At 70.7% G+C, this 13,410-nt stretch carries 9 protein-coding genes; 7 read left to right on the top strand and 2 right to left on the bottom strand.

The genetic code is table 11. The annotated features are described in order from the left end of the window. The first annotated feature begins 210 nt into the window (after window positions 1-210). Together NDI79_RS12625 and NDI79_RS12620 are read left to right on the top strand one after the other, a co-directional pair. Complete coding sequence (locus tag NDI79_RS12625) at window positions 211-3,150, top strand: ABC transporter permease (RefSeq protein ID WP_310928851.1); 2,940 nt, start codon at window positions 211-213, stop codon at window positions 3,148-3,150. Further along, complete coding sequence (locus NDI79_RS12620) at window positions 3,151-4,800, top strand: hypothetical protein (protein ID WP_310928850.1); 1,650 nt, start codon at window positions 3,151-3,153, stop codon at window positions 4,798-4,800. A gap of 74 nt (window positions 4,801-4,874) precedes the next feature. Here NDI79_RS12620 and NDI79_RS12615 read toward each other — a convergent pair whose 3' ends face one another. Further along, the gene (locus NDI79_RS12615) at window positions 4,875-5,141 is read right to left on the bottom strand and encodes a hypothetical protein (protein ID WP_310928849.1); all 267 of its coding nucleotides are present in this window, start codon (window positions 5,139-5,141) and stop codon (window positions 4,875-4,877) included. A gap of 123 nt (window positions 5,142-5,264) precedes the next feature. Here NDI79_RS12615 and NDI79_RS12610 point away from each other — a divergent pair, with 123 nt between their 5' ends. From NDI79_RS12610 to NDI79_RS12590, 5 genes are all read left to right on the top strand, one after another. After that, a complete protein-coding gene (locus NDI79_RS12610) occupies window positions 5,265-6,128 on the top strand; it encodes a DUF5518 domain-containing protein (RefSeq protein WP_310928848.1) in 864 nt (287 codons plus the stop codon). Between the two features lie 222 nt (window positions 6,129-6,350). Further along, window positions 6,351-7,355: a phosphatase PAP2 family protein gene (locus NDI79_RS12605; protein ID WP_310928847.1), complete on the top strand. Its 1,005-nt coding sequence runs from the start codon at window positions 6,351-6,353 to the stop codon at window positions 7,353-7,355. 110 nt (window positions 7,356-7,465) lie between these two features. Next, window positions 7,466-8,164, top strand: a complete 699-nt coding sequence (locus NDI79_RS12600; protein ID WP_310928846.1) for an ABC transporter ATP-binding protein — start codon at window positions 7,466-7,468, stop codon at window positions 8,162-8,164. A gap of 78 nt (window positions 8,165-8,242) precedes the next feature. Next, complete coding sequence (locus tag NDI79_RS12595) at window positions 8,243-11,341, top strand: FtsX-like permease family protein (RefSeq protein WP_310928844.1); 3,099 nt, start codon at window positions 8,243-8,245, stop codon at window positions 11,339-11,341. Between the two features lie 417 nt (window positions 11,342-11,758). Beyond that, the gene (locus NDI79_RS12590) at window positions 11,759-11,887 is read left to right on the top strand and encodes a hypothetical protein (protein ID WP_310928843.1); all 129 of its coding nucleotides are present in this window, start codon (window positions 11,759-11,761) and stop codon (window positions 11,885-11,887) included. A 107-nt stretch (window positions 11,888-11,994) separates the two neighbouring features. On the opposite strand, the gene NDI79_RS12585 is transcribed toward NDI79_RS12590, so the two are convergent. Then, a complete protein-coding gene (locus tag NDI79_RS12585) occupies window positions 11,995-13,392 on the bottom strand; it encodes a hypothetical protein (RefSeq protein WP_310928842.1) in 1,398 nt (465 codons plus the stop codon). Between the last annotated feature and the right edge of the window lie 18 nt (window positions 13,393-13,410).

The following is a 13,410-nucleotide window of genomic DNA, read 5'->3' as shown; positions in this document are numbered from 1 at the left end:
ATCCGGCGCCGCACAACAACCCCCGTTTTGCAGCAGACGGGCGGGGTTTCTGCCCTCCGGCGGTCGAGAGCGACGAGAACGGCGGAAACGGTGGTGTCCGCTCCGGAGCGCTCCCGAGACGTACCGCCGACGACCGGTCGCCGGCGGCCGCTTTCCACCCGGAGACCACACACATATTTGGTCGCCGACGCGAAGGTGCCGACAGACCAGATGGGATACCGACGAGCACTCTCCTTCGGGTGGGCGCGGCGCGACACGCTGGCCGTCGTCGTCATCGCCCTCACCGTCTCCTTCCTCGTCGGCGCGGCCGTGTTGGGCGTCGCGCTCGGGTCCCAGACCACGGCCATCGCGGCGCAGTTCGAGACGCCGTACGGCATCGACGACACCGGAGGCAGCGACGGCGCGGCGGTCGTCGAACTCACCGTCGCCGAGGCGACGCTCGACGGCGAGCAGGTGACCGTCGTCGGCGTGCCCGACGGAACGCCGAGCATCACCGTCCGCGGGCGGACCGTCGAGTTCCCGCCGCCCGACCCCGGCGTCCTCGCCGGCGCCGACTATCGGGGCGCCGCGAGGCGGGTCTCGGTCGGCGACCGGACCGTCCGCGTCCAACCGCGGGAGTCGCGGCCGGTGCTCCCCGACTCGTGGTACGTGACCGACCCCGAGACGGCCGCCGCGTTCGAGGGCGCCTCCGCCGTGACCATCCGCGAGACGGAGGCACGCGCGGAGACGCCGCTCCTGTCCGCCTTGGAGTTCTTCGTCCGCGGGGCCGCCGAACTCGTCCGCCTCCTGCAACTGGCCACCGTCGCCGCGGGCGTCCTCGTCGCCGTCACCATCTACAGCGTCGTTCGGATCACGGTCCGGGAGCGCCGGCCGGACGTCGCCGTCCTCCGCTCGACCGGCGCGACGCCGTTTCAGATATACCGGCTGTTCGCGGTTCGGGCGCTCGCGCTCACCGCCGTCGGAACCGCGGCGGGGTACGGCTTCGGTCTCATCCTCGTCCGCGCCGTCGTCAACGCCGCCGTCTACCGCGGCCTCCCGACGACGCTGAGCGCGCGGGTGACAGAACCGGTGCTCGCCGTCCTCCTCCCGGCCGTCGCCCTCTTCCTCCTCGTCGGCGGCCTCGCGGGCCTCCTCGCCGCCTCCCGCGGGGCGACGGGGGACCCGGCGGCGCTCACCGGGCACGAACGCCCCGACGAGGGGGGCCTCCGCGACCGACTCGGAAGTCTCGTCGGGACGCGCCTCGTCGGCTGGGACGCCCTCGTGCCGACGGCGGCGACGCTGTCGGTGTTCATGGCCGCACTCCTCCTCCTCACCGCGGTGGCGGGGGCTGTCGGTCCGCTGGCGGACACGGGCGAGACCGTCACGCAACCCGACGCGCCCCATCCCATCGCCAGCAGCGTCCCGACCGCGTACGCGGACGCCCTCCGCGCGCAGGGCGCGACGGCGAGCCCCGAGATACTCCTGTTCGAGGTGTACGACGGGGACCCCATCGTCGCCAGGGGGGTGAACTTCACCGCCTACCGGGCGCTCTCGGGCGTCGAGTTGGCGCGCGGCGAGGCGCCCGACGCGGAGAACGAGGCCCTCGTCGGCGCCGACCTCGCGCGGTCGACGGGGCTGTCGCCCGGCGACACCGTCGTCATCGGCGGGAGCACCGACGCCAGCGTGATGCGCCTCGAACTCACCGGCACGTTCTCCGGCGAGGGCATCCAGGACGACCAACTGCTCGTCTCCCTCCCGGCCGCCCGCGAGATGTCCTCCACCGGTCGGGACGCCGTCCAGTTCGTCCGGACCGACGGCCTCGACGTCGACGCCGCCGGCACCTCCACCATCGTCGTTACGAGCGCCCGGGTCGCCACCGAGAACGGCACGCCCGGCGTCGCCGTCGGCGTGACGAACCTCGGGTTGAGCGAGGCGACCCGGGAGGTCGAGGTCCGCCTCGGCGACCGGACGCGCGCGACCGAGGTGACCGTCGACGGTCAGCGTTCGGCGCGCGCGTTCGTCGCCTTCGCGGACCTCCCGGACGGGACGTACCCCCTCGTCGTCGGCGACGTGCGCAAGAACGTCACCGTCGACGGCGACTCGCTGGTTGCGCTCGACGCGGACGGCGCCGGCCTCGTCGTCGAGGCGCCCGCCCGCGCGCCGACGGGTAGCACGCCGGCAGTGCGGGTGCTCCGGAACGACCGACCGGTCGCCGGCGCGACGGTGAGCGTCGACGGGCGGACGGCGACGACGAACGAGAACGGCGACGCGCGGATCTCGCTCGAAACGACCGGCAACATCACCGTCACCGCCGAGAACGGGGGGGAGCGCGCGCGAACGACTGTCGCCGTCGCGCCGGGTGCGGCGCGGGCGCCGATACTGGACGTGACCGTCTCGCCGGACGCGCCGAGCATCTTCACGCGACCGGAGGCGACCGTGACGGCGCGGAACCCGTGGATAGAGCCGATAGAGACGAACCTGAGCGTGACCGCACCGGGCGTCGAGCGGACGGAGGCGCTGGCGCTCGACCCGGGCGAGACGGCGCAGTTCGCCGTCGAGATTCCGCAGCGACCGGCCGGGTCGTACGACGTGACGGCGTCGGTCGAGACGGGGGCGAGTGCGACCTCGACCTACACCGTCAGCGGCGACGCCCGCCTCGGCGCGGCGCTGGCGCAGAGCGGGCAGTTCTCCGGCGGCGGCGGCATCACGCAGGCGATACAGGTGGCGTTCGGCAACATCGAGGTGCTCGTGCTCGCCGTCGTCTCGCTGCTCGGCGTGATGACCGTCGGCAGCACCACCGCGGCGTTCACCCGCGCGGTCCACACCGCCAAGCGCGAAATCGGCATCCGGCGGGCGACGGGCGCGGGCCCCCGTTCGGTGTTCTTCGACGTGTTCGTCGACGCGCTCAAAATCGGAACCACGGCGGCCGCGCTCGCGATGGCGCTCGCGTATCTCGCGGTTCGGGCGCTGCTCGCCGTCGGCGAACTCCGCGTGTTCGGTCTCGTCTTGGAACCCTCGCTCTCGCCGGCCATCGTCCTCGGAGCGCTGGCCTGCGGCGTCGCGCTCTCGCTCGTCAGCGCGACGCTGGCCGCCGCGGCCGTCGTCCGCAGCGACCCGGCGACGCTCTTAGTAGATAGACATATACCCACGCCGTCGGGAAGTGATGAGTAAATGAGTCGCCGCCGCCGGGTCGGCCTCCTCCTCGCCGCCGTCGTGTCCGTGGCGCTCGCCTTCCGCGCCGCCCCCCTCTACTGGAGTCCCTACCCCTCGACGCTCGACGGGTTCAACTACGCCGCCCTCGCTCGAACGGTCGTCGACACCGGGGCGTTCCCCTTCACCGACCGGGCCGACAGCCTCCTGTTCACGACGCTCTTCGCGACCGCCGGTCTCGTCTTCGACGCCGACCCCCTCCACGTCGCACAACCGCTCGCGACGGTCGTCGGAACGCTCGTCGTCCTCGTCGGCGCCGTCCTCGCCCGCCGCATCGTCCGCGACTCGGCGCGCCTGTCGGTCTCCCCGTCCTCCGTGGCCGTCGTCACGGCCGGCCTCCTCGCCGTCGAGGGACTGTTCCTCCGCCGGACGCTGGTGCCCGACGAGGAGATAGTCGGCATCCTGCTCACCTTCACCGTGGCGTTCGCGCTCCACTACGCCTACCGAACGGGCGAGGCCCGCTGGTACGGTCTGGTCGCCCTCGTCCTCGGCGTCTTCCCGCTCCTGCACACGTTCACGTCGTTCGTCGTCGGGTTGGTCGTCACCGCGTTGACCGCCCGGCACGTCTCGAAGACGCTCTCGGTGCGCTCGCTCGTCGGCGGCGTCGCCGTCGCGGGCGGCTTCTGGGCGTACGTCGCCCTCTACTACGGCGCCGTCGCGACTCGACTGTCGCTCACCGTCCCGTACGTCGACCGCGTCACCGCCTACCCCGGCCTGTTCGTCGCGTGGGTCATCGTCCTCGCCATCGGCGTCGTCTGGTTCCAGCGCACCGATCTCAGAATTCGACAGGGCGTCTACCTCGCCGTCGTCGGGACGTTCTTCGCCGTCGTGCTGCTGAACGCCTTCGCACCCATCTTCCCGGGAACGGTGAGCACGCCGCGTCTCGTCCTCGCCCTCGTCGGCCTCCTCGCATTCGTCGCCGTCGCCGCGGCGCCCTCGCTGGACGTGCTGGACGAGTACCGCGGCGCGACGCTGCTCGTCGCCCTGTTCGCCGCGCCCGCGGTCATCATCGGGTTCAGCCTCACCGCGTCGCTCACGCCGGAGTACTTCGCGACGGCGATGCGCGCGCAGACGTTCCTGCACTTCCCGGTGCTCGCCGTCGCGGCGGTGACGCTGGTGCGCGTGCTCGACTCCGGTCGCCCCTCCGCGGACGGGCTGAAACGGGCGCTCTCCGTCGCCCTCGCGGTGCTCGTCGTCCTCACCGTCGTCGCCTCCGCGCCGCTGGCGTACCTCAACATGGACACCGCCTCGGCGCCGAGCACGACGCTCGACTCGGAGTACCGGGGCGTCGCGTTCCTCGGCGCGCACACCGACCGCGCGTGGACCGGCGGCCACACGCTCACCCGCGTCGGAATCTACATCTTCGGCAGCGACGCCTCGGTCGGACCGGCGGCGAGTTGGCTCACCGGCGGCCCGAGTCCGACCTGTCCGGTCGTCTCCCAGCGGTCGTGGACGACGACGGGCGCGCACCTGTTCCCCTCCTCCCCGCAGACGGTCGCGCAGTCGACGTACGAGGGGTGGCTCGACTCGCGGAACGTCGTCTACACCGCGAACGGACTGGACCCGGTCGTCGTCTCGACGCCCGCCGACGCCGTCGGTGAGGGCTGTTAGCGCCGCCGTCCCGAGCCCCCGAAACCGAACGCTCCAATCGACGGGGGACCCCCGAAGAACGGTCCGAGACGGCACTACAGTCGGCTTCGCCTTCGATTCGACGACGCGTCCGAGAGGACCCGGTGGAGCACGCCGACGAACCCGCCGAAGAAGAGCGCCAGCCCCAGGAGGACGAACGGGAGTTCGAGGAGCCCCTGCCACGGTTGGGCGGTGACGAACCCGCCGAACGCTCCCCGAACGTTCGCCGTGACGAGGTACCCGAAAACGGTGACTCCGTAGAGTTTGAGCAGTTCGGGACGCAGCGCGTAGCGAAGCGAGTCGGCGGCGGGGTCGTCGGGCACGACGATACGTCGCGCAAAAGTGTTGATTAGTTTTACTATCTCCGACGAACGGCCGTCGACGAGACAAACGTCTACAAATTGAAAAGATTCTTGGTCGCTGCGGTCGACGGCGGACCTGATACGATGTCCCTCCACGCGCGCCTCCGCCGGGCGCTGGCCGACCCGCAACTCCGACTCGCGACGGCCTTCGGACTCGCGTCGGTCCCGATAACGGTCGCGCTCTCGTGGGGCGCGGTGACCGACGAGCGGATAGTCGCCGGCGGGACCGTCTCGGCGGCCGCCTACCTCGTCGTCGGACTTCTCGTCGGCTATCTGTACTACGACCGGCCGACGGAGCGACGTGCGGCCGGGACGCGCGCGGGTCTGGCCGCCTCGGTCGGCATGGTCGTCGTCTACCTCGCCAACATGGTCTCGACGCTCGACCCCTCCGACCCGAGAGCGACCGCGTTCGTTCTCGTCGGAACCCCCCTCGCAATCGCCGTCGGCGTCGCCATCACCGTGCTCGTCGTGCGCGCGGCCGCACTCGTCGGGGACCGGTTCGCGGCGGTGCGCTCGTGGCGGGCCGAGGCGCGGGACGGGCCGACCGGCGCTCGGGAGGAGGTTCCGAATTCGAGGTGGTGGCTGTCCGCCGTCGGCTACGCCGTCTTCCTCCCGGTGACCGTCGGCTTCCTCTTCGGCCTCGACCCCGACGGATTCGTCGGCGCTCTGCTCGCGGTCCTGATGTGGTTCGTCGCGATGTTCACCGCGGCGCTCGCGCTCTTCGGCGTGTACAAGGACGCGAAAGAGTTCCACGAGGCCGGTTCGCCGTGGATTCCGAACGTGGCCGCGTACGTCGGCGTCCCCGTCGCCGCGTTCGTCGCCGGCCACTATCTGGCGGCGTACAACGCGTGGGAGGCGCCGGTCTCGATGCTCGGCTTCCTCGGCGCGTGCTGGCTCGCGGCCGTCGTCTACCTCTTCGACCGGCGGCGGGCGGTCGCGGCGGCGTAGTCCGCGGACGCCGACGAGCGAGGGATTCCGACTTTCGTGGTCCGTCTCCCGCCGACTGCCATATCATTCTTACACGTCCGGGCCGTACGCCCAACACTACGTCCATGAACACGGAACCTGCGACCGCACGCGACGAACTGGGCTCTCCGAGACGGTCCGCGTCTGCGCCTCGCGGCGAGACGACCGAAACGACGAACGGCGCTCACGGGGGCTGACACGAGAATGCTCGAAGGAAGCCAACTCAGACAGTCCGACGGACGGTACCGGAAAGTAGGCGTGGGTATCGCCGTCGTGACCGCCGTCTGCTTCGTCGCGCTCGCGTTCGCCCTGAGCACCGTTCCCGAGCGGAGTTTCGGTCTCTTCGAGGTCGCCTCGGCGAACCTGGGTCTCGTGCTCACCGTCGCCGGCGGTATCACGCAGTTCGGCGACCCGTGGTTCCTGCTGCTCGTCGCCAGCCTCGTGTACATGCTCGGAACCGACCGCGAGTTCGTCGAGCAGCCGCGCGACGGGGTGTTCGTCCTCGCGGTGACGTTGGCGGCGTTCTCCTTCACCGACCTGCTCAAGAACCTCTTTCGCGCGCCGCGGCCCCCGGCCGCCGACGTTGCGACGGCCCCGGCGTGGCTCCCGACGGGTCTCGGAGGGGCGTTCCAGTCCATCACGACGGCGACCGGATTCGCGTTCCCGAGCGGACACGCCCTCGGGACGGCGGCCGTCTTCGCCGCGTTAGCCTCGCGACTCAGCATCGGGTCGGCGACGACTCGCTGGGCGGTGGCCGCCGCGGGCTTCGTTCTCGTGGCGTCCTCGCGGGTGATACTCGGCGTCCACTACGGCGTCGACGTCGTCGGTGGGCTTCTGGCGGGCGTCTTCCTGTTCGCGGTCGCCGCGACCGTCGAGGACGGCGAACCGCTCCGCGTCCTCCTGCTCGGCATCGTCATCGGCGTCGTCGCGGTTATCCTGAGCGCCCTCGCCCCGGCCGGCGAGGTGTGGAACGCCGGGCAGTGGCTCGGCGGGTCGGTCGGCGCCGCGGTCGCGTGGTACGCCGTGCGCCCCTCGCGCCGCCTCGGCCTCGGCGGGACGCTGGTCGCCGGCATCCCGGCCGCGGCCCTGTGGGTCGCTATCTACCTCACGAGTCCGCCCCTCGTCGTGACCGTCGTCGGCACCGCCGTCGCGGCGAGCGTCACGATTCTGGCGCCCACGATAACGGCCCGCGTGACGTCCGGCACCTGACGGGTGGCATCCGCTCGACCGGCCCGCGCCCACGCGTCCGGTCGGAGTGGTCGTCCTGACACCCGCCGGAACAAATGACCTACATAGGAGAAGTGTGAACGCTTCGCCACATGACTGGTCCCGTCCTTCGCGGCGACCGCCTCACCGTCGAGCGCGGGGGGAGCGCGATACTCGAAGACGTCTCCCTCTCCGTCGCTCCCGACGCCTCCCTCCTCGTCCGGGGACCCAGCGGCGCCGGGAAGTCGACCCTGTTCAACGTCCTCGGCCTCCTGAGCACGCCCACCAGCGGGACGCTCTACGTCAACGGCGAGGACGCGAGCTCCCTCCCCGAGCGCAAGCGCGCGGCCATCCGCCGCGACACCATCGGCTTCGTGTTTCAGGACTTCCAGCTCATCCCCGACCTCTCGGCGTGGGACAACGCCGCCCTCCCGCAGGACCACACCGGAAGCCGCGACGAGGAGTGGCTGGGCGAACTGTTCGACGCGCTCGACATCTCCGATCTGAAATCGCAGTACCCCGCGACGCTGAGCGGCGGGGAGAAACAGCGCGTCGCCATCGCCCGGTCGCTGGCGAACCGCCCCGACGTCGTCCTCGCCGACGAACCGACCGGACAACTCGACCCGCGGACGGCCGAGAAGGTGCTCGACCTGCTGTTCGGCGTCAAGGAGCGGACGGACACCGCCTTGGTGCTCATCAGCCACGACCGCGGGCTGGAACCCCGGTTCGCGGAGACCGTTCTCCTCCGGGACGGCCGACTGACCGTCGACGCCGACGTCGACGACGAGATAGACTACTCGCTCCCGCGATGAGCGACGACCGGTTCCGCCCCGGCGACCGACGCCGTCTCCGCGACCGACACCGATACCCGCACCGCGCCCGCGACGCCGATGCGGTTTGAGTCGACGCTCGTCTCGTCGTGGTCGCGCCGGGAGTGGCTGAGCGTCGCCGTCGTCGCCGTCACGACGGCCTTCCTCATCGGCTCCGTCGTCCTGCTGCTCACCGTCGGCTCCTACGTCTCGACGCTGGAGGGCGACTTGGGCAGTTCGGCGACGGTGAGCTACGACCATTCGTACGACGACGCCGTCGCGGCCGCCGACGCGAGCGACGCCGACGAAATCGTCTTCCCGGTCGCGACGGCCGAAACGGGGGAGAGCGACGGTGGGAGCAACGACGGCGAGGGCAGCGGCGGAACGCAGGTGGTGGTCGGCGTCCCGCCGGACGCGCCGCCGCGAATCGAGAGCGCGTCGGTCGCGTGGAACCCGGCGAGCGTGCCCGCGGCGCCCGAGAGCGGTTTCACCGGCCCCGTCGAGGGACCGACGGAGCAGCGTCTCGGTGGCACCTCCGTCCAGGTGACGCCGCATCCCGACGAGCGCACCATCTTCCCGGCCGAGTGGTACGTCGGGTCCGCCGAGGCGGTGACGTCGCTCGGCGACGCGGGGGCGCTCGTCGTCGACACCGGCGAGTCGACGTCGGGTTCGGCGTCGACGGCGGACGGACGGGCGGCCTGGCGGGACGAGGGCGCGCCGCTCATCGCGGCGCTGCCGTTCCTCGTCGGCGGCCTCGGGCAGGTGGTCCGGACGCTCTCCGTCGCGGCCGTCGGCGGCGGTCTGCTCGTCGTCGTCGTCGTCTACAGCGTCACGCGGATGTCGATTCGGGACCGTCATCCCGAACTCCGCGTGGCCCGCGCGACGGGCGCCTCCCCGACCCGCCTGTTCGCCGTGCTCCTCCTCCGCGTGCTCGGGCTGACGGGGACGGGCGTCCTCCTCGGATTCGCGCTCGGCCTCATCGCGGTGAAGGCGGTCATCAACGCCGCGACGTACGCCGGCTTCGTCGTCTCCATTCAGGCGGTGGTCACGGCGTCCATCCTCCGGGCGATTCTGCTCGTCGGCGGCTTCCTCGTCGCGATGGGCCTGCTCGCGGGCGTCCTCGCCACGCTCCCGGTCGTCCGCGGCGACCCGACGGCCGTCGGCCGCGACTCGCGCGGCGCTCGGTACAGCGGACACGGTGGTGTGGGAGACGAACCGAACGCGCTCGGCGGACGCCTCCGAGCGCTCGTCGCGGACGCGGGTCCGACGTTCGTCGACTGGCGCGCCGCGGTGCCGACGACGACGACGCTGACGGTGTTCATGCTCGTCCTCCTCTTGGTCACGGCCATCGGCGGCGCCATCGCGCCGCTGGCGACGACGGAGAGCGGAACCGTCACCGAGGCGGGGTCGGTCCATCCGCTGAACAGCCGAATCAGCGAGGACTACGCCACTGTCCTCCGCGACGAGGGCATCGCGGCCAGCCCGGAGGTGCTGTACGCCCAGACGACCGACGGCGACCCGTACCTCGTCCGCGGCGCGAACTTCACCGCCTTCGGGCAGGTGACCGACGCCCGACTCGTCGCCGGGCACGCTCCGCGGGCGTACGACCAGGCGGTCGTCGGCGCGAGTCTCGCTGAGACGCTGGACGTCGAGGTGGGCGAGACGCTCACCCTCGGCGGGAGCGTCACGCCGGGCGTCCGGCGGGTGACCGTCGTCGGCCGCTTCTCGGGGTCCGGCATCACCGACGACCAACTCGTGCTTCCGCTGGGCACCGCACAGACGCTGGCGACGGGTGACGGGGAGGTCCACCTCATCCGGACGAACGGCACCGCCGAGGAGTTCGAACGGCTCTCGCGGCGACCCGGCGGCCTCGCCGTGACCAGCCTCGCCGGGAACGACTCCGTGCAGGTCGGCGACCCGTACGTCGTCTCGGTCACGGTCCGCAACTACGGCGAGGAGGCGACGACGCGGAACGTGACGGTCAGCGCCGGCGACCGGAGTCGGAGGGAGTCGTTCTCGCTCGCTCCCGACGAGGCGGCGAGCGCCGACGTGAGGTTCACCTTCTCCGAACCGGGGGCGTACACGATTCGAGCCGACGGGACGACGAAGCGGGTGGAGGTGTACGACCCGCGGACGCTGCAACTCCCCGACGGCTACCCGACCCGCGCCCCCCCGGGGTCGACGCTGGTCGTGCCGGCGACGACGCCGAACGGGACGCTGGTGTCGGGGGCGACGGTGACGCTCGGCGACCGGTCGCGGCAGACCCGGGGGAGCGGCGGCGCCGTCGTCCCCGTCCCCGCCGAACCGGGCGAGTACACGCTGACCGTCGAGAAGGACGGCTACGCGAGCGAACGGCACGCGCTCGTCGTCGAGGAGGGGGCGCCGCAGCGACTGAGCGGCCGCGTCTCCGTCTCGCCGGAGTCGGGGACGCAACTCACGAGGCCCACCGTCACCGTGCAGGTGGGCAACCCGTGGGGACGGCTCCTCGTCCGGAACGTCTCGCTCGTGACGCCCGGCGGAACCGAGCGGCGGACGGTCAGACTGGCGGGCGGCGAGGTCCAGCAGATAACGCTCCCGGCGTCCGACGCGGGACTGAACGGGACGCTCGCCCCGGGAGCGTACGACCTGCGCGTCGTCTCCGACGGCGCCGTCCTCGCGACGACGACGTACGAGGTGACGGGCGACGAGCGGGTGAGTTCGACCGTCGACTTCGAGGGCGAGTACTCGCAGGGCAGCGGCGTCGGCCGCGCCGTCGAGGGCGTGTTCGGCAACGTCCGCGTGCTGTTTCTCGTCATGGTCGTCCTCGCGGGCGCGAGCACCGTCGGCGGGACGGCCGCCACGTTCGCCCACGCCGTCCACGCGAACCGCCGCCGCATCGGCATCTACCGCGCGACGGGTGCGAGCCGTCGGCAACTGCTCGCGGCGCTGGCGCGCGACGCGGTCACGCTGGCGCTCCCGGCGACGGTCGTCGCCTTCACCGCGGCGTTCGCCTGCCTCCAAGTGCTCTCGTGGGCCGACGTGCTCGTCGTCTTCGGGATTCGACTCGGCGTCCCGCTGTCGGCGGGGCTGTTCGTCGGGTCGGGGCTGGGAGCGCTGCTCCTCGCGGTGGGAAGCGCGCTCGGCGTCGGGTACGTCTTCCTCGTCGCCGACCCCGACCGACTGCTCCGTGCGGAGCGATAGACGAGTCGACGTGATGACATTTACCACACCACCGTGTCCGCAGTACTCGGGGCGTCGACGCAATCGATTCCCGGCCGCGCGACGCGTCGAATTCTCGGATTATCGTCCGTGTAGAACCGTTACAGTACTAGCCGCGTCAAAACTCGGTCCCATCGGTACGCGGGTAACGGACAAATGGAATATTTGCCGTCGGTAGTAAAAAACTACCCCCGCCGCCGGTGGGTCTCGTTCGCCCTCCGGAGGGCGACTCCGCATTCGACCCGCGTCGGCCGACTCGGTCGTCTCGACTCGGTCGTACCTCGGACGACGGGAAAGTACTACTAAACTAACATTATCGATTCGGCCGCACAGCCCCGTCCGAGACGAGTACGATAAACCGAAGTAAATCATATGTATGTTTATGCAGATACACCTCTCATGGGGAGAAAGGTTCGGAAGACGCTCAGCATCGACCTGAAACTCGTCGAGCGACTCGAATCCGAAAGCGACCAGTCCGAAGTCGTCGAGCGAGCGCTGGCGGAGTACTGGGGGGTCGAAGTCGAATAGCGCCTCCGAAACGGGCCGAGTCCCTCGCTGTCTCGAACTTCTCGAACCTCCAAAAAAGCGGTCCCGACGTCACCGGTCCGACGGTCGGACCGGGCGGTTCTCTCCCGTTACCGTTCGCTTTCGCTCTCGTTCTCGTTCTCGACGGTCGCGTTACCGAGTTCGACCGTGCCAGTCGTCGTCGAGAGGTTGTTCTGCCCCTTCGCCTGTCCGATGTAGACGTAGCGGTAGGTGCCTTCCTCCCAGTCCTCGCCCGTCTGAACGTCGACGGTGCCCGTCCCGTTCGTGGAGACGGCGAGGGTGCCGGAGGCGTCGAGGTACGTCTGCTCGCCCATCATCGGCGCGCCGCCCGAGTTACCGGGGTTGTCGGGGCGACCGGCGTCACCGGAGTTGCCGGGACTGTCCGGTCTGCCCGGCGCGGCGGCCTCGTCGCCGTTCGACCGGTCGCTCGCGTTCGCGCCCTCGATGATCCAGTCGGCGAGGCCGCGGAACGTCGTGTGACCGCGGACCGTTTCGTTGTCGAGGCCCACGCCGGCGACGGAGGCGTTACCGACGACTCTCGCCGTGCCGTTCACGCCGACGAGCGTGCTCCGGACCGAGACCCGATTCGCCGAGACGTTGCCGTTGAGCGGGCCGTCGACGGCGATGCGCGTCCGAGCGCTCGTGTACTGCGACTCGTTGTACAGGACGACGGCGTGGCTCGCGTTCGAGTGGGTGAACGTCGAGTTGACGTCGAACGTCACCTCGTCGCCGGGCGTCGCGTTCTCCGTCGTCACGGACGCGGACGCCTCCGCGGCCTGCACGAGAGCGACGTCCATTCCGAGGACCCGGGCCTCCCCGTCGACGGCGAGCGAACCGTTATCGACGGTGAAGCCCTCACCCTCCGTGTCCTGCACCACGAAGAACGTGTACTGACCCGGTCCGCGGGCCTCGCCCTCCTCAGAGAGGTCGTACGACGCCTCGATGGCCCCCTTCTCCAGTTCGCCGAGGTCGACGAGTTCGTAGGAGACGTTACCCGACGCGTTCGCGTTCATCAGCGAGTCCAGCGCGCCGTTCACCGACGTGCGCGGCGTGCTCTGTAGCGTCGTCGACGCGTTCGGTCCGGCCTTCGCGACGAGCAGTTGCACCTCCTCGTTCTGGAAGGCGCGCGTCGTGATGGGGTACCGCGACTCGAAGCTCATCTGAATCTCCTCGTCGGAGTTGAACGCGGCCAACTGCTGCTTGTTGAGGCGAACCTCCGCGCCCTGCCCCTTGACCGTGATCATATGATTCTCGACGACCGTTCCGTTGCTCGCCGAGGCGTTCACGCGCAGGGGGAACGGCGCGTTCTTCCACACCGACACGGAGTCCGTGGCCTTCACGAACTGCGTGTCCGGCACCCGTTCGACGGTGCCCGTCTGTTGTGCTGAAACGTCCGTTACGCCTGCGACCGGTGAGACACAGAGGACGACAACGAGGAGCAACGCTCCTACCGCTCTCGCCACGCCATCCGTGAACAGCCTAACCATACTTGCGACTCTCGGGCG

The organism is Halogeometricum sp. S3BR5-2, from assembly GCF_031624635.1.
GTDB classification, from domain to species: Archaea; Halobacteriota; Halobacteria; order Halobacteriales; family Haloferacaceae; genus Halogeometricum; species Halogeometricum luteum.
This window is presented reverse-complemented; position numbering and strand designations above follow the sequence as displayed.

Bases quoted from the DNA above. Each gene is read 5' to 3' on its own strand.
- NDI79_RS12625 (WP_310928851.1), top strand. From the start codon at position 211: ATGGGATACCGACGAGCACTCTCCTTCGGGTGGGCGCGGCGCGACACG.
- NDI79_RS12620 (WP_310928850.1), top strand. From the start codon at position 3,151: ATGAGTCGCCGCCGCCGGGTCGGCCTCCTCCTCGCCGCCGTCGTGTCC.
- NDI79_RS12610 (WP_310928848.1), top strand. From the start codon at position 5,265: ATGTCCCTCCACGCGCGCCTCCGCCGGGCGCTGGCCGACCCGCAACTC.
- NDI79_RS12605 (WP_310928847.1), top strand. From the start codon at position 6,351: ATGCTCGAAGGAAGCCAACTCAGACAGTCCGACGGACGGTACCGGAAA.
- NDI79_RS12600 (WP_310928846.1), top strand. From the start codon at position 7,466: ATGACTGGTCCCGTCCTTCGCGGCGACCGCCTCACCGTCGAGCGCGGG.
- NDI79_RS12595 (WP_310928844.1), top strand. From the start codon at position 8,243: ATGCGGTTTGAGTCGACGCTCGTCTCGTCGTGGTCGCGCCGGGAGTGG.
- NDI79_RS12590 (WP_310928843.1), top strand. From the start codon at position 11,759: ATGGGGAGAAAGGTTCGGAAGACGCTCAGCATCGACCTGAAACTCGTC.
- NDI79_RS12585 (WP_310928842.1), bottom strand. From the start codon at position 13,392: ATGGTTAGGCTGTTCACGGATGGCGTGGCGAGAGCGGTAGGAGCGTTG.